This window comes from Empedobacter sp. UBA5528, assembly GCF_002426075.1.
GTDB classification, from domain to species: domain Bacteria; phylum Bacteroidota; class Bacteroidia; order Flavobacteriales; family Weeksellaceae; genus Empedobacter; species Empedobacter falsenii_B.
Map to the genome: position 1 here is coordinate 1 of NZ_DINY01000026.1, position 19,967 is coordinate 19,967.

Genomic DNA, 19,967 nt, shown 5'->3' on the forward strand with positions numbered 1-19,967 from the left:
GAACTTACAACTCATAACTCGATAACACTCCTTTGTAGATTTTTATTGTCAGTCTTAAATCTTATGTCTTATAACTTATTACTCAAAACTCAGAACTTAAAACCCGCGTTAGGGATAGTAGTGTAAATCCTTTTGTAGGAGTTGGATTTTCTGTAATCACTTCTAATCTTCTTTTACAAAAGATTGGAACGGATAGCCCAACCGAGCGATTTGCATTAGCTGTGTTTGTATTATTTTGGTTATTTTATAAATAATATAAATGGAAGGCAAAGAGCGAGGGAACGCCCAAATAATTACAAAAAAAGCCCAACCGAAGTTGAGCTTTTAAAATATAGATGAAAGGGTAATAATTTACTCGCCTAAATATGAAACTGTCTTAGAATCTCCTTCAACAGTAACTTTAGTCAAGTTATATTTTGCTAAATTTTTCATTGATTTGTCCCATTTTTTACCGCTTAAAGCAGCTTGAGATTTTAATTCATTCAAATCAATGTTTTCGTTAGCTTTTAAAATTTCAATAATTTGAGTTTCTTCTTCTGTCAATTCGTAAGCTGGTGCAGCTTTTTCTGGACGCATTTGAGGGAAGAATAAAACTTCTTGAATAGATGGATTATTTGTTAAGAACATAATCAAACGATCCATTCCGATTCCTAAACCTGATGTTGGAGGCATTCCGTATTCTAATGCACGTAAGAAATCTTGGTCGATAAACATTGCTTCGTCGTCACCTCTATCAGCTAAAGCCATTTGTGCTTCAAAACGCTCACGTTGATCGATTGGGTCATTTAACTCAGAATATGCGTTAGCAATTTCTTTTCCACAAACCATTAATTCGAAACGCTCAGTTAATTCTGGATTATCACGGTGCTTTTTAGTCAATGGAGACATTTCTTTTGGATAATCTGTAATGAAAGTTGGTTGAATGTAGTTTCCTTCACATTTTTCACCAAAAATTTCATCGATTAATTTTCCTTTACCCATAGTCTCATCAACCTCGATCCCCATTCCTTTAGCAGCTTCAAATAATTCTGCTTCAGATTTTCCATCGATATCAAATCCTGTAAAATCAATAATTGATTGACGCATTGTTACACGTTTGTAAGGTGCTTTGAAATCAATTTTATGTTCTCCGAAAGTTGTTTCAGAAGTTCCATTAACAGCAATTGCACAATGTTCTAATAATCGCTCTGTGAAATCCATCATCCAGTTGTAATCTTTGTAAGCAACATAAATTTCCATTGCTGTAAATTCTGGATTATGCGTACGATCCATTCCTTCGTTACGGAAGTTTTTAGAAAATTCGTAAACACCATCAAAACCACCAACGATTAATCTTTTTAAGTATAATTCGTTCGCGATTCTTAAATATAATGGAATATCTAATGCGTTATGATGCGTAATAAATGGACGAGCTGCTGCACCTCCAGGAATCGATTGTAAAACAGGAGTTTCTACTTCCATGTATCCACAATCATTAAAGAAATTACGCATTGCTGTAAAAAGACGTGTACGTTTTAAGAAAATTTCTTTGACTTGAGGATTAACAACCAAATCTACATAACGCATACGGTAACGCAATTCTGGATCTGTAAAAGCATCAAATACATGACCTTCGTCGTCAGTTTTTACAATTGGTAATGGACGTAAAGTTTTTGATAACAACGTTAATTTTGTTACGTGAACAGAAATTTCACCCACTTTAGTTTTGAATTCATATCCTTCAATTCCAATAAAATCTCCGATATCCATCAATTTCTTGAAAATTGTATTGTACTCAATTCCTTCTTCAGACGAAGAAATATCATCTCTCGAGATATAAACCTGTACACGACCTTCGCTATCTTGTAACTCAGCGAAAGAAGCTTTTCCCATTACACGAACACTCATCAATCGTCCGGCAAGCTTGACAACCTTTCCTTCTTCGTACTTTTCCTTAATTTCTTTAGAATTAGAAGTTATCACGAATTCTTCGGCAGGGTAAGGCTCAACGCCTAAGTCTCTTAATTGTTGTAGTTTTTCTCTACGAATAATTTCTTGTTCAGACAATTGCATAGTGAATATAATTTATATAAAATGAATGCAAAATTATGAAAAATAATCTTGATTCACGAAGTTTTTATGATTTAATAATGTAAGAATTATCAGTATTGATGCGAGTTTTAGTCTACTAACTCAAAACGGCGCTCTAACGTGTAATCCGTATCTTGAAATTTCACCTTTTTGGTTTCGATACTATACGAAATCCAACCGTTATCTTTGATACGCGAAGTTGTTTTAACGTAATATTTTATGTCGTCTTTCAATCTTTTTTCAGATGGTTGTTCAGAACCTAATTTCGTAGCTAAATCTTTCAAATAGCTGTACCAAGAATTGGCCAACCAATCTTTATCGGCTTGCTGAAAACTTGACATAATATAATTGGTTTGCAAAACTCCAATCTCATTCAATTTCAATTCTGTTGTCGCTGGAGTGGGAGAAGTGCTAAATAAATTATCCATGTAAGATTGATAAACAAATGGCGCACTTTCTAAAGTAAAATTACTTTTTCCATAAAAATGATGGAATTGACGAATGTCTTTGTCAAATAATTTAACAATATTTTCTTCTGTAGAATATTGTTGAAGATTTTTTTTGATTAACGCAATCGCAGTAGGATTATCCAAATATTTATTCTCTAAATCTTCTGATGATAAAACCAATTGTTTGATCGTTTTATCTAAATCTGTATAACCTAAAAATCGTCCGTCTTGATCTATTTTAAAGGAAATCGAAACATTATTAACTAACGAAAAAGGATTATTTAAAAATGATTTTGAATTGAATTGTATATTTCTGAAATTCCACTTTACAATGGTTTCGTTTTGATAAATATTTTCAACTTGAATAATAACGTTATAAGTATATTGTTCTTGATGCGAAATCGTGTCATCTTCCAATTTCACTTCACTTGTTGTTACATTATATCGTTTTTCGTTTCCAATATTCCAATATGTTTTGGGAAAAATAATCGTTTCCTGCGGAGCATTAAAAATGGTATCATTTTTAACAACCGGTGAAATTGTATCTTGAATAGGATCTTGGGCAAATATTTTTATCGAAAAAAATAGAAAAAACAGATAATATGTAAAATTAATTTTCATTTATAAGTAATCAAACTAATTCAAAAATAGAGCAAATTATCTAAAATGAAGTTTGAAATTCGTTAAAAAATAAAATTTAGTCATTTAAAAGTTTTATACTTAATTGATTAACTGTTTTCTTAGAACCAATATTTAAGCTAAATAAATATTCAGATTTGATTAAAATTGAATTCAAATCGTACGTATTTTCATATTTCACTTTTAATTCAACTGTTTCTGAATATTTTTTGATTTCTTTTTTTACCTGTTCTTGCGACAAATTCAGTTTAGCATCATTCAACATATAATACGCCATTTCTTCCCATAATTTCTCAAAATCATCTTTGCTCAAATTTTGGTCAGAAGCAATTGTATACGTACCTTTTTCTTTGTTGATATCTTTTAGATAAGTATTTGTGGTAGAAGAAATTGGAAATCCAAAAATATTTTCCTGTACAGATTTTCCTTCATATGTTTCACCTAAACGAAAATATTGTCCATTAAAATAATTGAAAACGTGAATTTCTTGCTCAAAAACATAGGGAACATATGTTTTCGATTTGACCATTTCCTCAATGTACGCAATATTTGCCTTATAATCATCAGATTTTTTGCGTTGTTTACCAAGTTTATCTGTTATTTTAAGCAATTTTTCTTCAATCTGAGGAACATTTAATAATTCTAAAAATTCTCCAGAAGGATTTGTTGTGAATTCGTACTCTATTCCTTCAGAATTATTGATAAAATCGCGGTAAAATTCATCAGGATCATTGGATTGATTTTTACCATTTACAAATGTATACTTATTGGCAAAATCATTCTTGTCAACCAATTCCATCGATTTATTTGATTGGTTGATGACTTTAGAAACCGTATCATTTACAGAAATCGAAAAGTTACGATCTGTAAATGAGTAGTTATATATTTTGTTTAATTCTAAATTTGGTTTTACCTGTACAGATTTTTCTTCAAAATTCACCTGCGCAAAAATGGCAGGAGAGTATAGTAAAATCAAGGTAAATAGGCTTGTTTTCATTCTCTCTAAAAGTTGTACAAATATAGAATGATTATTGAATATCCAAGTTATTTATTGAACGAATCATTGTATCAATTGGCTTAGTTTCCGAAATTTCTTTTTCCATCAAAGTTCCACCGATTTCTTTCAGCTTTTTAACCTGCGGAATAAATCGATTTTCTAGTGAACCTATAGCTTTATTGTAACTTTGGGTTGCTTGGTTTAGATTATGACCAACCGTCGCCAAATGTTGTATTAAAACATTCACACGATTGTATAATTCTATTCCAGCATCTCGCATTTGATATATATTTTCCGCAACATTTAATTGTTGCCAGCTAAACGCAATTGTGCGAAGCATTGTAATCAAAGTAGTTGGTGTTGCAATAATTATTCTATTGTTTAGTGCATCTTCTATCAAAGTTCGCTCCAATTCTAACGCAGCACCAAAAGAACTTTCAATTTGCAGATACATCACCACATAATCGGGTGCTTCTGTGTATTGATTCCAATAAGCCTTAGAACTCAAATTCTTTAAATGTTCGCGTACAGCTTTCGCGTGCATTTGTAAATGATGTTTTCTTAAATTCTCATCTTCCGTTTCAAATGCAAGCATATATTGGTTTAATGGAACTTTAGAATCGACAATTACTTTTCGATTTCCAGGAAGATTAACGATTAAATCCGGGCGAAGCAAACCATTTTCGGACTGAACAGAAGTTTGTTCTTCAAAATCACAAAAAGATGACATTCCAGCAAATTCAACGACACGACGCAATCCAATTTCTCCGTATTTTCCTCTTGTGTGTGAAGTTTTAAGAGCAGAAACTAATGTATTGGTTTCTTTTTGCAATTTATCAGTTGTACCACGCATTGAATCTAAGAAAACTTTAATTTCTGAATAAGCGCCTTCTCGAGCTTTTTCTATTTCGGATATTTTTCCGTCAAATTTATTCAAGCTTTCATTTAATGGTTTGATTAACGAATCAATCGCTTGTTGACGTTTTTCTAAATCGTTTTGAGAATTAGAAAAATGTTTATCCAATGTTGTTTTCGCTAAATCAAGAAATTGTTCGTTATTACTTTTCAAAACTTGAGCTGAAAGTGCTTCAAATTGCTCTTTTAATCGTTCATTGGTTTCGAGCATAAACGATTTTTGCTCCTCCACAGCTTTCATTGCTTCTTGATGGCGAACCGTTAATTCTGTATTTTTTTCGCGCTCTTTTTGCCATTGATCCAAATTGAAATTTGCATCATCTTTTATTTCGATAAATTCATTTTTTAGCGAATCATATTGTTTCTGAAGTTCTTGGTGTTTTATTTCATTTCCAATTATGGCTAAATTTGCTTTCGATTTTGAATATAAAAAACTGATAACGGCTCCAATGATAAAAAAAAGGATGGATGAAAGTATGATTGCGCTGTTCATAATCTTAAAATTTAAACAAAGGAACGATTTTATACGACACAATATGTCGTTATTAAAAATAAAATCATAAAAAAACGATTTCTAAGAATTGTTTTTTCATCTTAAATTAATTGTTTTGATCTCTTTAGATAATTTTTGTGCCTTTTATAAAATTAATGTTAAGAAAAAAGACAGCTTGAAAAAGCTGTCTTTGTATGATCATAAATGAATAGAATCTTGGGATTCTGTCCTTAAATTATCTTTTGTTTCGAAGATAGAATTTTTGATGATTTGAGAACTTTCGTTCAAAATTGGTAAAATCTGGCTTTCGTCTTTTGTTTCTTTAAATCCTAGTTCTAAAATCGGATCGATATAATACAAAATACTTGATGTTAAAAGTAAAGAGATTATTAATCCTAAAGCCGCTCCACCAAATCGATTAATGATTCCTAAACCAACTGCTTCTACTGTTTTTTGTGTTAAACTTGACGCTAATTTTATTGTGAAAAAAGCAATTGCAAATGTAATAACTAACGCAACCAAAGAAGTTAAGCTATCTGCAACAATGTTGTAAGAATCGACATAAACTTCGATGATTTGATAAAATTTAAAACTGAACCAAATTGCTACAAAAAAACCGACTAACCCAATTAATTGAGAAATAAAACCTTTGAAAAATCCGTTGATAAAACCAAAAGCTAACGCAATTAAAATCAGAATATCAAGTTGATTGAAATCAGTCATTAAGCGTTTTGTAATTGATGTTTTTCAGCGATTTTTTTCAATGTTCCAACTAAGACATCAATATCTTCTTTAGTTGTTTCGTATGAAAAAGATACACGTAAAGGCGTCATTTGATCAATTTCTTCTTCTGTGTACAATGTTTGCATAACTAATGAAACTTTTGCTGCACCAGAACTGCAAGCACTTCCTTGTGAAACAGCGATACCAGCTAATTCTAATTCGAATCCGATTAAGGCATCATGAAATGGTAATTTGATGCTTAATAATGCATACAAACTTTTGTCTAAATCATCTGATAATCCATTGAAAGAAACGCCTGGAATAGCTGCTTTTAATTGATCGATTGTATATTGTTTAATTTCTTTGATGTGATTAACATGAGCTTCTAACTCATCAATTGCTAAATCAAAAGCTTTTGAAAGTCCAACAATTCCGTATACGTTTTCGGTACCAGAACGCATTCCTCTTTCTTGTCCTCCTCCAGCAATCAAGGCTTTTAAATGCGAAGCTTTTTTTGCATATAAAAATCCAGCACCTTTTGGTCCATGAATTTTGTGTGCTGAGCAAGAAGCGAAATCCATTCCCAAATCTTGGAAATCTAAATCGTAATGACCAACTGTTTGCACCGTATCTGTGTGGAACAATGTATTATTTTCTTGACACAATTGCGAAATACGTTTAATATCTGTTAAATTTCCAATTTCGTTATTAGCATGCATCAAAGAAACCAATGTTTTTTTAGATTGATCTTTAACTAATTCCTCTAATTGAGCATAATCAATGTCTCCATTTTTTTGAATATTGATGCGGATTACTTCAACTTTTCCACGATATTCTAAATCTTTGATACTTTCTTGTACGCATTTGTGTTCCATATCCGAAGTAATGATACGTGTAACATCTAAATCATTTACACAAGAACGTATAATCGTATTGTTAGATTCTGTCCCACAAGAAGTAAAATAAATTTCGGCAGGAGAAATATTTAAACGCTGCGCAATGTTCTTTCGAGCCATTTCTATAAGTGCCTTGGCTTCTCTACCAAAAACGTGGGTAGAAGATGGATTTCCGAAAACATTTTTCATCACATTTGCCATTTCGTCAACTACTTCTGGACGAATTGCTGTGGTTGCTGCATTGTCTAAATATACTCTTTGCATTATCGATTATTTACTGTATTGTTGTTTACTTTGAGGTTTTGAACAACAAATTTAAGTAAAATGTAAGGATTGAAAAAGTAAAATGTTATTTAAAACGCATCAAGTCCGAAGACAAAAATCTCCACTCAGGTGTAAGAAGTATGCCTTCTTTTGCAATATACCATGGTGAGATTAAATCGTTGCTTGGATTAGAAAGAATATGAATGTCTTGACTTGGATAATAACTTTGAGCCAAAATGAATATATTATTCCCATTTTTATCTTTCGCTAAATCAATTACCATTACAGCATGACTTTTTATATTTCCCTTTTGAAAAAATACATCGCCAATTTGAATCTCTTTGATAGAGATTGGTTTTAATAATTCAGCAATTGTATTTGAATTTGTATTTTCTAAATAATAGATCAAATATTGCATGTATTTCGTATGAGAATAATCTCCTTTTACATAGTCAGTGTAAGGAATTGGCTTTGTAGAAATTTTAGACAATTTATCTATTTCATTGTATTTTTTCGAACGGAAGAAATACTCTAAACGCAAACTCATCATCGCATTTGCATTAAACTGTACATTTTTTTTGGGTTGTTCTAAATCTAAAACTCCTACATATATATTTGGATTAGATTTTTTTTGACCATCAAAAGAATAAACAGCTGTATTATTGTTTTTGAGCGGAAGGTTATTTATCCATTTACCAAAATCTGTATAATTTTGATTCCTTTCATAATTTGGAGGTGTATCAAATCTCTTGAAAATCTTTAATTCACGTGTATGAACTAAACTACTTTCTTCATTTTCAAGCAATTCATTATTTGAAGATGATTTTAAAATCTGTGTGTTACAAGATGATAAAATGGTAAAAAACGATAGAGTTAAAAAAAATGTATTCTTAAAAATTTTCATTGAAATGTTGAAAAAAACGTGCTATTCTTTGGTTAAGAGTTGAATTTGATCTCTTAATTCGGCTGCTTTTATAAAATCTAAATTTTTTGCAGCATTTTCCATTTCTTTCTGCAATTTTTGTACCAATTTCTCTTTATCTTCTGTCGAATAATTTTCATTAATCTCTGCTGCTTGTTGAATCAAATGTTTTTGTTCGTAAGGATTTTCTTCAAAATCTGCTGCAGCTAAACTTAGTTTCGTTATTTTTTTGTTTAAAGCTTGCGGAACTTTATTGTGATCTTTGTTGTATTTCATTTGAATTTCACGACGACGATTTGTTTCATCAATCGTTAATTGCATACTATCTGTAATTCTATCTGCGTACATAATCGCCAAACCATTCACGTTACGAGCAGCACGACCAACCGTTTGCGTTAAAGAACGATGACTTCTTAAAAAACCTTCTTTATCAGCATCCAAAATTGCTACTAGAGAAACTTCAGGTAAATCTAAACCTTCTCTCAAAAGATTAACTCCAACCAAAACATCAAATAATCCAGCGCGTAAATCAGCCATAATCTGAACACGTTCTAATGTATCCACATCAGAATGAATATAACGACATCGAACGCCATATTTTGTCAAATATTTCGTTAACTCTTCCGCCATTCGTTTCGTTAAAGTAGTGACCAAAACACGTTCGTCTAACTCTACTCGTTTATTGATTTCTTCCATCAAATCATCGACTTGATTTTGTGTTGGACGAATTTCAATAATTGGATCTAATAATCCTGTTGGACGAATGACTTGCTCTACAACAACTCCTTCCGATTTTTCTAATTCATAATTCGCAGGTGTTGCTGAAACATAAATCACTTGATTTTGTAAAGCTTCAAATTCTTCGAATTTTAACGGACGATTGTCCATTGCAGCTGGAAGTCGGAAACCATATTCTACTAAATTCTCCTTGCGCGAGCGGTCTCCACCATACATTGCATGAACTTGAGAAACTGTAACGTGCGACTCATCAATCACCATCAAATAATCTTCTGGGAAATAATCTAACAAACAGAATGGACGAGTTCCTGGTTCGCGACCGTCTAAGTATCTCGAATAATTCTCGATTCCAGAACAATATCCCAATTCTTTGATCATTTCCAAATCGAATTCAGTACGTTCTTGCAAACGTTTTGCTTCGAGATGTTTTCCGATTTCATGATAATATTCAACTTGTTTACCCAAATCGATCTGAATATCAGCAATTGCACCATTTAAAGTGTCTTTAGAAGTAACAAAAAGATTGGCTGGATAAATATTAATTTTATCTAATTTAGTTGAAGTTTTACCTGTTTCTACATTGAAAACTGAGATTTCTTCGATTTCATCACCAAAGAAATTAATTCTGATTCCATCATCCGCATAAGCAGGGAAAATATCTAATGTATCTCCTTTAATTCTAAAATTTCCGCGTTGAAAAATACCTTCTGTTCTCGAATATAAAGCTTGGACTAATTTATGCAAAAAAGCTGTTCTCGAGATAATTTGCCCCGTTTCAATCTGAATCACATTTTTATGAAATTCTGTTGGATTTCCAATACCATATAAACACGAAACTGAAGCCACAACCAAAATATCGCGACGACCAGAAAGTAGGGAGGAAGTTGTACTTAAACGAAGCTTTTCAATTTCTTCATTAATTGATAAATCTTTCTCAATATAGGTTCCTGATGAAGGAATGTAAGCTTCTGGTTGATAATAATCATAGTAAGAAACGAAATATTCGACTGCATTATTCGGAAAAAATTCTTTGAATTCCATATACAACTGTGCCGCCAACGTTTTGTTATGTGCCAAAACTAAAGTTGGACGTTGCACATCTTGTACAACATTCGCGATTGTAAATGTTTTACCAGAACCTGTAACACCCAAAAGTGTTTGATAACGATCATTATTTAGAATACCATTTGATAATTCTTCAATAGCTTTTGGTTGATCACCAGTTGGCTTGAATTCAGAATTTAATTGAAACTGCATTCTACAAATTTACAAATTATTCAGATAAAAAAGGATTGTTATGAATTGTGATTTTACATAGAAGTTGATAAAAAATAAAAAGGCGACTTTAAGTCACCTTTTCATCAAAACCACAAAAAAATGAGAAAACTGTTTACTTAGTAAACAAACTTCCTTCCATTATTACAAGCTATTGCCCGCTATAACCATTGCAAATATATGTCGGTTTTCTGTGCGTGCACAATAATTTGTAATACTTTGTTTTATTGGTGTCGATAAAAGTTATTTATAATAGTGTTAAAACGTCTGATTACAACGTTTTCGTTGATTTGAATAAACTTTATAGTGTTAAGTTTACACTAGCGAATTTTCGCTAAATTCCATAATTTATCTAATTCGGAAATGGTTAAATCAGCTATGTTTTGACCATTTTCTTTCGCGATTTCTTCTAATTTCTGAAAACGTGTGATAAATTTTTTGTTCGATCTTTCTAAAGCATCTTCAGAATTGATGCCATTAAATCGTCCATAATTAATCAAAGAAAATAAAATGTCACCAAATTCCATCTCTTTATCTGTTGGATTTTGTTCTTCTTTGAATTCATTAATTTCCTCGATAATTTTATCAAAAACTTGATCAGAATTTTCAAATTCAAATCCAACACCTTTTACTTTGTCTTGAATTCGGTAAGCTTTTACCATTGCTGGGAGAGAAGTAGGAACGCCAGAAAGTACAGATTTGTTACCTTCTTTTAGTTTGATTTGTTCCCAATTTTGAAGCACCTTTTCTTCTGTATTTGCTTCTACATCGCCGTAAATATGTGGATGACGATGAATTAATTTGTCACAAATACCATTTAAAACATCAGCAACATCGAAGTTGTTTTGTTCTGATGCGATTTTAGAATAAAAAACTAGGTGAAGAAAAACATCACCTAGTTCTTTTTTTATTTCATCCGAATCTTTTTCGATGATGGCATCCGAAAGTTCATAAATTTCTTCGATAGATAACGTACGCAACGTTTCCATTGTTTGTTTACGATCCCACGGACATTTTTCACGTAATTCATCCATTATATCCAACAATCTTTCGAAAGCCTGTAATTGATCTTTACGTGTATTCATCTCTAATTATTCAGCGTCTTTATCTTTTTTTGCTGTTGTTTTTTTAGCAGCAGTTTTTTTAGCAGGTTTTTCTTCAGCGTCTTTTTTGTCAGCAGCCTTTTTAGCAGGAGCTTTCTTTTTTGGTTTTTCTTCCACAACAACTTCTTCTGTAGCTTCTACTTCAGCAACAGGAGCTTCTTGTGCTTGTTGAGCAGCCATTGCAGCTTCTACAGCAGCTAAGTCGATGTTTAATAATCCGTTTTTGTGTAAGATATTATACCATTGGAATAATTTTTTCAAATCAGAATCATAAACTCTTGAATCGTCATATTCTGGTAAAACTTCTTCCATATATTTACGCAATTCTGCACCAGAAGTTTTGTAATCGATCGTTTCTCCTCCGTTTTCTTTTTTGTAAATTCTGAAGAAAACTTCAGCCAAAGGAAATTCTTGTGATACTCCGTAAATAGCAACGTTGTCTAATAAACTAACATTGTAGTTAGAAGCGATTGAGATTTTTTTACCTTTTTCTAAATCTTCAACAACAAAACCACCTCTTGTTTGAGAAACTAAACGGTATAATCCTGGTTTTCCTGAAATTGCGATAACTCTTGATAAATCCATATTCTATTATGTTTAAGGGTCTATGAAGGGAATTTCATTTTGTAACTCGTGTTTACTTTCCCTTTTGTTATATTTTTTAATTTATTACTTATTAATTTCTTTTTAAAGCTCGAAATATAGTCAATAAAAAGCTTTCCTTCCAAATGATCGTATTCGTGTTGAATAACTCGAGCGCGAATATCCGAAAAAGTTTCGGTATGTTTCACCCAATTTTCATCAAAATATTCTAAAGTTACCGATTCTGGACGTGTTACATCTTCGTGAATGTGAGGAATACTCAAACATCCTTCTGTAAAAGCCCATTCATCACCTTCAGAACTACTGATTTTTTTTGGATTGATGAAAACTCGTTTGAAATCTTTTAATTCATCTTTTACATCATCATAATCTTCATCTTCTTCGAAAGGCGAGCAATCAACAACAAATAAACGTATATCTTTCCCGATCTGAGGCGCTGCGATACCAACTCCGTTAGAGTCATACATTGTATCGAACATATTTTGGATCAGTTCTTGTAAATTTTTATAATCTTGATCGATTTCTTGTGAAACTTTACGCAAGACAGGATCTCCGTAAGCTACAACTGGTAATACCATTTTCTGATCTTTTTTTATTAATTTAACGGCAAAGATACAATTTGTTATAGTTTATGTGATAAAAATGATTGTAAAATTATTACGGCACTCACTTTATCGACCATTCCTTTTTCTTGACGTTTTTTCTTTTTCATTCCTCCAGCAAACATTGCTTGAGAAGCCATTTTTGAGGTAAACATCTCATTTTCACGATGAATTTTAATCAACGGAAATTGTTCAGAAAATTTTTTCAAAAAAGGTTGAATTTGATTTTCAATCTCATTTAATTCTCCTGAAAAACGAACAGATAATCCAACTACAAGGTCAGAAACGTTTTCTTTCTCGATATATTGTTTCAAGAAATCCATCAATTTTGATGTATCAATTGTATCAACTGGCGAAGCTATAATTTGCAATTCATCGGTTACGGCAACGCCTGTTCTTTTTCCTCCGTAATCTAACGCTAATATTCGTGACATTTGGCAAATTTAAAAAAACGATTCAATAATAAATAATCTCTATGAAATCCCTTGATTATAATTTTTATATTTGTGGCTATTATTAATAAAGATGGAGAATTTAAAACAAATCATAGAAAAAGCTTGGGACAATAGAGAATTGTTACAAGAAGAGTCAACACAAATTGCAATTCGTGAAGTAATTGAGTTAATCGATAACGGACAATTACGTTGTGCAGAACCAGTTGGAGAAGATTGGCAAGTAAACGAATGGGTGAAAAAAGCAGTTGTAATGTATTTCCCAATTCAGAAAATGGAAACTTTAGAAGCAGGAATTTTTGAATACCATGATAAAATGGAATTGAAACGTAACTATGCTGAAAAAGGAATTCGTGTTGTTCCAAATGCTGTTGCCCGCTATGGTGCGTATATTTCTTCGGGAGTTATTTTAATGCCTTCTTATGTAAATATTGGTGCGTATGTGGACGAAGGAACAATGGTTGATACTTGGGCTACTGTAGGTTCTTGTGCACAAATTGGTAAAAATGTTCATTTATCTGGTGGTGTAGGAATCGGTGGAGTTTTAGAGCCATTGCAAGCTGCGCCAGTAATTATTGAAGATAATGCGTTTATCGGATCTCGTTGTATCGTTGTAGAAGGAGTTCGTGTAGGTAAAGAAGCGGTTTTAGGAGCAAATGTTGTGTTGACAGCATCTACTAAAATTATTGATGTAACAGGTGACGAACCAGTAGAAATTAAAGGTTATGTTCCTGCTCGTTCAGTTGTAATTCCAGGTTCTTATACAAAGAAATTTGCTGCAGGTGAATACCAAGTTCCGTGTGCTTTGATCATCGGAACTCGTAAAGAGTCTACAGATAAAAAAACTTCATTAAACGATGCATTACGCGAGCATAATGTGGCGGTTTAAGTAGAATAAATTTTATAAAATATAATCCTCAGCAGTTTTGTTGAGGATTTTTTATTTTCGAATCAAACATATTTTAGTAGTTTTGCTTTATAACTATGTTTTATGAAAATTTTGATTATCCAACACAAGATGATAGGCGATGTTTTAATCACATCATTGTTGTGCGAAAATATCAAAAGAGCTTATCCAAATGCTATTGTTGATTATTTAATCAATAGTAATACTTTGCCTGTTTTAGAGAATAATCCATACATCGATCATAAAATTGTTTTCGATGAAAAAGAAAACAAAGGCTTGATGAATTTGATTAAATTCTCGAAAAAAGTTAATCAAAATAGATATGATATTGTAATTGATGCTTACTCAAAATTACAGAGTTGGGTAGATGTTTTTATCAATAATGCACCAAAAAAAATATCGTACAAAAAGATTGGAAGAACGTTTTTGTATACAGATAATGTAGAAAAACATGACGAACCAAATTCATATTTAGGTTTAGCAATCGAACATCGTTTGTCTTTATTGAAGCCTTTAGGAATTGAAATTCCTTTGGCAACAGAACCGAAATTGTATTTAACAGAAGAAGAAATAAACTTTGCGAAAGATTTATTTGAAAAACATCAAGTTGATTCTACTCGTAAATCAGTTATGATTAGTTTACTTGGTTCTGATCCTTCAAAAACTTATCCGTTGAATCAAATGGCAAAAATGGTTGATTTTATTGGTCAACATTATAATGTCAATATTTTATTCAATTATTTTCCGAAACAATTATCGCAAGCAAAAGAAGTATATAATCAATTATCTGATGAAACCAAATCGAAAGTTTATTTTGAATTGTTGGGTAATGATTTGCGCGAGTTTATTGCAATTGCAAACGAATGTGATGTGATTGTAGGAAATGATGGAGGAGCAATTAATATGTCCAAGGCTTTAGGGAAAAAATCGTTTATTATTTTTTCTCCTTGGATTGATAAAAAAGTTTGGGCAACTTTCGAAGATGGAATTAATCACACAAGTGTTCATTTGAAAGATTATTTTCCTGAAAAACTTGGAGATTTAAACAATCGTCAAATAAAAAAACAAGTAAATGAATTTTATTCAATATTTGATTTCGAGTTGTTTAAAGAAAAGTTAGAAAATTTTCTAAACAATAACTCATTGGATAGGCAATTAATAAGTAATAATAACGTTGAAATAGAAACTAAAAAAGAATATTCTATAGAATCAATGTCTACTAAAATTTCAGCTTTACTGATTACTTATAATGAAGAAAAAAATTTACATCGTTATTTAAATGATGTAGATTTTGCTGATGAAATTATTATTATTGATTCTTTTAGTACCGATAAAACAGAAGAAATTGCTCGTCAAAATCCTAAAACTAAATTTGTAAAACGTAAGTTTGATAATTTTACGAATCAACGTAATTACGGACTTTCTTTAGCAAAAAATGATTGGGTTACTTTTTTTGACGCAGATGAAGGAATCCCACTAGAATTAAAAAAAGAAATTGTTTCGGTTTTTAATCAGCAACCTACTTTTGATGCATACTTTGTTTATCGAAAATTCTTTTTTAAGAAGAAGCATATTAAATATTCGGGCATGCAAAATGATAAAGCTGTTCGAATTTTTAAAAAATCTAAATCTCAATATAAATCAGATAGAATGGTTCATGAGATTATAGAATGTAATGGTAGAACAGGTTATTTAACAAACAAACTTGATCATTTTACATTTGATAATGAAGAAGAATATTTAGATAAACTGAATAGTTATTCTCGCTTACGAGCACAAGAACTTCGTCTTAAAAATTTGAAACCATCATTTTATCATTATACGATAAAACCTGCCTATCGTTTTTTTAATTATTTCGTAATGAGACTTGGTTTTTTAGATGGAAAAGATGGTTATACAATCGCGAAACTACACGCAATTTCTGTTGCAAATCGTTATAAATATTTAGACGAAATTTATAGAAAAGAAAATCAAAACTTAGGTTAAATAAAGAAGTTTAAGATTTTATTATACATTTGTCATACATTAAAAATAATACAATGAAAGCATATGTTTTTCCAGGACAAGGTGCTCAATTCTCTGGAATGGGTAAAGACTTGTACGAAAATTCTGAAATCGCAAAAGAATTATTTGATAAAGCAAACGAAATCTTAGGATTTGATATAAAATCAATTATGTTTGAAGGTTCTGCAGAAGACCTAAAACAAACAAAAGTTACACAACCAGCAGTTTTTTTACATTCTGTTATTTTAGCGAAAATTTTACCAGATTTTAAACCAGAAATGGTTGCAGGACATTCTTTAGGAGAAATTTCTGCTTTAGTTGCAAATGGAACTTTAGACTTTGAATCTGGATTAAAATTAGTTTACAAACGTGCTTTAGCAATGCAAGCTGCATGTGAAGCTAATCCATCTACAATGGCTGCAATCTTAGGGTTAGAAGATAAAATTGTAGAAGATGCTTGTGCAGAAATTGATGGAGTTGTAGTGGCTGCAAATTACAATTGTCCAGGTCAGTTAGTGATTTCTGGAGAAATTGAAGCGGTTAATGTAGCATGCGAAAAACTGAAAGAGTTAGGTGCAAAACGAGCATTAGTTTTACCAGTAGGAGGAGCTTTTCACTCACCTTTAATGAAACCTGCTGAAGAAGAATTAGCACAAGCTATTGAAGAAACAACATTCAATACTCCAATTTGTCCAGTTTATCAAAATGTAAGCACAACAGCTGTTACAGATCCTGCTGAAATTAAGAAAAACTTGATTGCTCAATTAACTGCTCCTGTAAAATGGACGCAATCTGTTCAAAATATGATTGCTGATGGTGCGAGTGAATTTATTGAGGTTGGACCAGGAAATACTTTACAAGGTTTAGTGAAAAAAATAAACAGAGAGGTCTCAACTTCTTCGGCACAAATCTAAACGAAATGAAAACATACCGTTCCAATGGAAAATTATTCCTTATCGGGGAATATATTGTAATTGATGGAGCGAAAGCATTTGCATTGCCCACGAAATATGGGCAATGTTTGTTTGTAGAAAATTCATCAGAAACTGAGAATTTAATCACTTGGAAAGCGACGAAATTTGATAATTCTATTTGGTTTGAAGCTGAAATTAGATCGAATGATTTAGAAATAATTTCTTCTACAAACGAGAAATTAAGTCAATCATTACAAAATATTTTAAAACAAGCTAAAATTTTAAATCCTGATTTTTTTGATTCTAATAACAGTTATCAATGTTTAACGAAGTTAGAATATCCGCAAGAATGGGGACTGGGAAGTAGTTCGACTTTGATTGATTTGATTAGTCAATGGATAGAAATAAATCCGTTTGAATTAAATCAATTAACCTTCAATACAAGTGGTTATGATATTGCATGTGCGCATCATCATCAGCCCATTTTGTTTTCGAATAATCCTATCGAAGTAGAAGATTTAGAATTGAATTGGAATTTTAAAGATCAACTTTATTTTGTTTATCTTAATCAAAAGCAAGATACACAAGCCGTTGTTGGAAATCATTATAAGAACAAATCAAAAGATTGGAAAATGATTCAAGAGCTTTCTGATTTGGTTGTTCAAGCAACTAAAGTTGAGAATTTAACTGATTTAGAATCTATTTTAGATGAATATCAAGAACGATTAGGAGATTTTATGCAAATTTCGCAAGTCAAAGAATTGCATTTTCCTGATTATTTAGGAGCTGTAAAAAGCCTCGGAGCTTGGGGCGGAGATTTTGTTTTAGTGACGTATAGAGAAGGAATGAACGATTATTTTAAAGAAAAAGGATATGAGATTATTATTCCGTTTTCTGAAATGATAAAATAACAAAAAAGCAGATTTAATTTTAAATCTGCTTTTTTGTTATTGTTTTTTACCAATCATGGCTTTTAATTTCTTTTTTCGAGCTTGTTTTGTTTGAAATTTTTGCTGGAATTCTTGTGTTTTATTCCACATTTCTTTAATAACTTCTTGTTCTGGTTTATTAATAAGTTTCGCATATTCTTTTCCCATAATTTCTATCATTTCTTTTTGAGGAGTTAGACGAGAAAAATTTTTCATTCGAATATCAAAACTCATTGAATTATGAAAATTCATGCGATTTAAATCAACCAAATAAAACTCATATTGATTTTCTCCAACTTGCTTAATTAAAGTATTTCCAGGAGAATGATCCAAAAATTCAATTCCAGCTTCATGCAAATCAAATGTGAATTTTGTAAATTGTTTCAAGATTTCATTTCGATTTGAATAATTAATATCTAAAACTAATTCTCTAAAAGTTATTTCAGATGTAACTAATTCACAAAAATAATAACTTTTTAAAAATGAGATTGTATTAAAATTTTCGACATATGCGATTGGAGTAGGTGTTTTAAAACCTAAATCAATTAATTTATTAGCATATAAGAATGATCGTTCAGCTTTTGATTTTCTGAAAAATCGATATACAAATTTATTGACAATATTCGGAATTTTGAATGATTTAATCGTAGCAATTTTACCCGATTTTAATGTCTTTTTTTTGATAGAATTTCTTGTGCCTTTTGCAATATAATCGTCAATCAAGTCAAAATTGTCAATAATGGATTTGATTTCAGTTTGCGTAGTTTGATAATTATTATTTACGACAATTTTCTGTGTCATTTTTCAAAATATTATAATTAATATAGAAAAAATCTATATTTCATTTTAATCTGTCAAAGATATGTCTATTTTTGTTGAAAATAAGGACAACTTAAAACAAGTTTTTTAAAAATTTTAGAACCTAACTTATGGTAAAAAAAATTCTTTTAGAATCTCATAATCTAAAGAATCGTGCAACTGGTTTCGGAGTTTTTAATTACGAATTGATTAAAGCTCTTTCGAAATTAAATTTTGATGATCAAATTTATTTACTTTACAAAAAACCTGAAGATTTAAGGACTGAATTTGGTACTAAATTTCATTATAAAAAATATTATAGTTTAATGCGCAATCCGTTTTTCAGAACGCGTGAAAAGTATGATGTTTGGCACTCCTTAAATCAAAATATAAAAGTTGAACCTTGTCATAAACCAAAAAAATATGTTTTGACGATTCATGATGTTAATTTTATGGAAGAAAATTCGCTTGATTATAGTCCAAATCACATTAAATATTTTAAAGAAAAGATTAAGCGAGTAGATGTTATCACATTTATTTCTGAATATGCAAAGAAACAAACTATGCAATATTTTGATATTTCGGGAATAGAAAATACAATAATTTATAATGGAAATTCAATTTCAGAAATTATAAATTGTGATGATTTTCAATCTCCATTAGATATTTCAAAACCTTATTTTTATACGATTGGAGCTTTTCTTGAAAAGAAAAATTTTGAATCACTTGTAAAAATGATGAAATTTTTACCAGATTTTAATTTGATTATTTCTGGGAATTGTACGAATGCCTATGGTCAAAAAATAAAAGATTTAATTGCTAAAGAAAAATTAGAAAACCAAGTTTTTTTATCAGGTAAAGTTTCTGAACGAGCAAAGCAATTTTATATGCAAAATTGCGAAGCGTTCTTATTTCCATCAACTGGAGAAGGTTTTGGTTTGCCTCCCTTAGAAGCGATGAGCTTTGGAAAACCAATTATTTTATCTGATAAAACGTCTTTACCAGAAATTGGTGGAAAAGATGCGTTTTATTGGAATGATTTTGAACCAGAATATATGAAAAATGTAGTGGAAGATGCGTTAAATCAATACAATCAAAATTCAGATTATTTTATAGAAGCTTATATCAAAAGAGCTGGAAGTTTTAGTTGGGATAAAGCGGCAAATGAATATCTAAAGGTCTATGAAATCTAAAATCTATTTTGCGATAAATAATATTTCGAAGAAAATCGACTTCATTCAACTTTCCTATAATACCTTTGCACTCAAATTTAT

At 30.9% G+C, this 19,967-nt stretch carries 18 protein-coding genes; 5 read left to right on the plus strand and 13 right to left on the minus strand.

The window, feature by feature from the left end:
- Positions 1 to 351: 351 nt before the first annotated feature.
- The 12 genes from lysS to ruvX all read right to left on the minus strand — a co-directional run bounded on the left by lysS (position 352) and on the right by ruvX (position 13,123).
- The gene (gene lysS / locus B4L98_RS05540) at positions 352 to 2,052 is read right to left on the minus strand and encodes a lysine--tRNA ligase (protein WP_291077714.1); all 1,701 of its coding nucleotides are present in this window, start codon (positions 2,050 to 2,052) and stop codon (positions 352 to 354) included.
- A 107-nt stretch (positions 2,053 to 2,159) separates the two neighbouring features.
- Positions 2,160 to 3,140 carry a hypothetical protein gene (locus tag B4L98_RS05545; RefSeq protein ID WP_291077716.1) on the minus strand — a complete coding sequence of 327 codons (981 nt, stop codon included), beginning with the start codon at positions 3,138 to 3,140 and terminating at the stop codon, positions 2,160 to 2,162.
- Between the two features lie 76 nt (positions 3,141 to 3,216).
- Positions 3,217 to 4,155 (minus strand): hypothetical protein, encoded by a 939-nt coding sequence (locus B4L98_RS05550; RefSeq protein ID WP_114999803.1) that lies wholly within the window; start codon positions 4,153 to 4,155, stop codon positions 3,217 to 3,219.
- Positions 4,156 to 4,186: 31 nt separating this feature from the next.
- Complete coding sequence (gene rmuC, locus B4L98_RS05555) at positions 4,187 to 5,563, minus strand: DNA recombination protein RmuC (protein WP_291077718.1); 1,377 nt, start codon at positions 5,561 to 5,563, stop codon at positions 4,187 to 4,189.
- Positions 5,564 to 5,761: 198 nt separating this feature from the next.
- On the minus strand, positions 5,762 to 6,286 hold the full coding sequence (locus tag B4L98_RS05560) for a CvpA family protein (protein ID WP_286496127.1): 525 nt from the start codon (positions 6,284 to 6,286) through the stop codon (positions 5,762 to 5,764).
- Entirely contained in the window at positions 6,286 to 7,446 is a 1,161-nt protein-coding gene (locus B4L98_RS05565; RefSeq protein ID WP_125350150.1) for a cysteine desulfurase family protein, read from the minus strand. The genes B4L98_RS05560 and B4L98_RS05565 overlap by 1 nt, the downstream gene beginning before the upstream one ends.
- 85 nt (positions 7,447 to 7,531) lie before the next feature.
- The gene (locus B4L98_RS05570) at positions 7,532 to 8,350 is read right to left on the minus strand and encodes a DUF4846 domain-containing protein (RefSeq protein WP_286496128.1); all 819 of its coding nucleotides are present in this window, start codon (positions 8,348 to 8,350) and stop codon (positions 7,532 to 7,534) included.
- A 21-nt stretch (positions 8,351 to 8,371) separates the two neighbouring features.
- Positions 8,372 to 10,363 carry an excinuclease ABC subunit UvrB gene (gene uvrB, locus B4L98_RS05575; protein ID WP_286496129.1) on the minus strand — a complete coding sequence of 664 codons (1,992 nt, stop codon included), beginning with the start codon at positions 10,361 to 10,363 and terminating at the stop codon, positions 8,372 to 8,374.
- Positions 10,364 to 10,701: 338 nt separating this feature from the next.
- The gene (gene mazG, locus B4L98_RS05580; RefSeq protein ID WP_114999814.1) at positions 10,702 to 11,466 is read right to left on the minus strand and encodes a nucleoside triphosphate pyrophosphohydrolase; all 765 of its coding nucleotides are present in this window, start codon (positions 11,464 to 11,466) and stop codon (positions 10,702 to 10,704) included.
- Positions 11,467 to 11,472: 6 nt separating this feature from the next.
- Positions 11,473 to 12,069, minus strand: coding sequence for a DUF5606 domain-containing protein (locus B4L98_RS05585; RefSeq protein ID WP_038333500.1), 597 nt, complete (start codon positions 12,067 to 12,069; stop codon positions 11,473 to 11,475).
- A gap of 20 nt (positions 12,070 to 12,089) precedes the next feature.
- Complete coding sequence (gene def / locus B4L98_RS05590; protein ID WP_114999818.1) at positions 12,090 to 12,665, minus strand: peptide deformylase; 576 nt, start codon at positions 12,663 to 12,665, stop codon at positions 12,090 to 12,092.
- Positions 12,666 to 12,709: 44 nt separating this feature from the next.
- A complete protein-coding gene (gene ruvX / locus B4L98_RS05595) occupies positions 12,710 to 13,123 on the minus strand; it encodes a Holliday junction resolvase RuvX (protein ID WP_038333513.1) in 414 nt (137 codons plus the stop codon).
- Between the two features lie 91 nt (positions 13,124 to 13,214).
- Between ruvX and B4L98_RS05600 the strand changes: the two genes are divergently transcribed.
- From B4L98_RS05600 to B4L98_RS05615, 4 genes are all read left to right on the plus strand, one after another.
- Complete coding sequence (locus tag B4L98_RS05600; RefSeq protein WP_125350148.1) at positions 13,215 to 14,030, plus strand: 2,3,4,5-tetrahydropyridine-2,6-dicarboxylate N-succinyltransferase; 816 nt, start codon at positions 13,215 to 13,217, stop codon at positions 14,028 to 14,030.
- 102 nt (positions 14,031 to 14,132) lie between these two features.
- Positions 14,133 to 16,034 carry a glycosyltransferase gene (locus B4L98_RS05605; RefSeq protein ID WP_291077720.1) on the plus strand — a complete coding sequence of 634 codons (1,902 nt, stop codon included), beginning with the start codon at positions 14,133 to 14,135 and terminating at the stop codon, positions 16,032 to 16,034.
- 53 nt (positions 16,035 to 16,087) lie between these two features.
- Positions 16,088 to 16,966 (plus strand): ACP S-malonyltransferase, encoded by an 879-nt coding sequence (fabD, locus tag B4L98_RS05610; protein WP_114999826.1) that lies wholly within the window; start codon positions 16,088 to 16,090, stop codon positions 16,964 to 16,966.
- A 5-nt stretch (positions 16,967 to 16,971) separates the two neighbouring features.
- Positions 16,972 to 17,877 carry a GYDIA family GHMP kinase gene (locus B4L98_RS05615; RefSeq protein ID WP_291077722.1) on the plus strand — a complete coding sequence of 302 codons (906 nt, stop codon included), beginning with the start codon at positions 16,972 to 16,974 and terminating at the stop codon, positions 17,875 to 17,877.
- A 36-nt stretch (positions 17,878 to 17,913) separates the two neighbouring features.
- Here the strand turns inward: B4L98_RS05615 and B4L98_RS05620 are convergent, their stop codons facing one another.
- Positions 17,914 to 18,696, minus strand: coding sequence for a lipopolysaccharide kinase InaA family protein (locus B4L98_RS05620; RefSeq protein WP_286496133.1), 783 nt, complete (start codon positions 18,694 to 18,696; stop codon positions 17,914 to 17,916).
- Positions 18,697 to 18,824: 128 nt separating this feature from the next.
- Between B4L98_RS05620 and B4L98_RS05625 the strand changes: the two genes are divergently transcribed.
- Positions 18,825 to 19,886, plus strand: a complete 1,062-nt coding sequence (locus tag B4L98_RS05625) for a glycosyltransferase family 4 protein (RefSeq protein ID WP_125350144.1) — start codon at positions 18,825 to 18,827, stop codon at positions 19,884 to 19,886.
- Positions 19,887 to 19,967: the final 81 nt, after the last annotated feature.

Coding starts and splice junctions, on each gene's coding strand:
- lysS (WP_291077714.1), bottom strand. CDS start 2,052: ATGCAATTGTCTGAACAAGAAATTATTCGTAGAGAAAAACTACAACAA.
- B4L98_RS05545 (WP_291077716.1), bottom strand. CDS start 3,140: ATGAAAATTAATTTTACATATTATCTGTTTTTTCTATTTTTTTCGATA.
- B4L98_RS05550 (WP_114999803.1), bottom strand. CDS start 4,155: ATGAAAACAAGCCTATTTACCTTGATTTTACTATACTCTCCTGCCATT.
- rmuC (WP_291077718.1), bottom strand. CDS start 5,563: ATGAACAGCGCAATCATACTTTCATCCATCCTTTTTTTTATCATTGGA.
- B4L98_RS05560 (WP_286496127.1), bottom strand. CDS start 6,286: ATGACTGATTTCAATCAACTTGATATTCTGATTTTAATTGCGTTAGCT.
- B4L98_RS05565 (WP_125350150.1), bottom strand. CDS start 7,446: ATGCAAAGAGTATATTTAGACAATGCAGCAACCACAGCAATTCGTCCA.
- B4L98_RS05570 (WP_286496128.1), bottom strand. CDS start 8,350: ATGAAAATTTTTAAGAATACATTTTTTTTAACTCTATCGTTTTTTACC.
- uvrB (WP_286496129.1), bottom strand. CDS start 10,363: ATGCAGTTTCAATTAAATTCTGAATTCAAGCCAACTGGTGATCAACCA.
- mazG (WP_114999814.1), bottom strand. CDS start 11,466: ATGAATACACGTAAAGATCAATTACAGGCTTTCGAAAGATTGTTGGAT.
- B4L98_RS05585 (WP_038333500.1), bottom strand. CDS start 12,069: ATGGATTTATCAAGAGTTATCGCAATTTCAGGAAAACCAGGATTATAC.
- def (WP_114999818.1), bottom strand. CDS start 12,665: ATGGTATTACCAGTTGTAGCTTACGGAGATCCTGTCTTGCGTAAAGTT.
- ruvX (WP_038333513.1), bottom strand. CDS start 13,123: ATGTCACGAATATTAGCGTTAGATTACGGAGGAAAAAGAACAGGCGTT.
- B4L98_RS05600 (WP_125350148.1), top strand. CDS start 13,215: ATGGAGAATTTAAAACAAATCATAGAAAAAGCTTGGGACAATAGAGAA.
- B4L98_RS05605 (WP_291077720.1), top strand. CDS start 14,133: ATGAAAATTTTGATTATCCAACACAAGATGATAGGCGATGTTTTAATC.
- fabD (WP_114999826.1), top strand. CDS start 16,088: ATGAAAGCATATGTTTTTCCAGGACAAGGTGCTCAATTCTCTGGAATG.
- B4L98_RS05615 (WP_291077722.1), top strand. CDS start 16,972: ATGAAAACATACCGTTCCAATGGAAAATTATTCCTTATCGGGGAATAT.
- B4L98_RS05620 (WP_286496133.1), bottom strand. CDS start 18,696: ATGACACAGAAAATTGTCGTAAATAATAATTATCAAACTACGCAAACT.
- B4L98_RS05625 (WP_125350144.1), top strand. CDS start 18,825: ATGGTAAAAAAAATTCTTTTAGAATCTCATAATCTAAAGAATCGTGCA.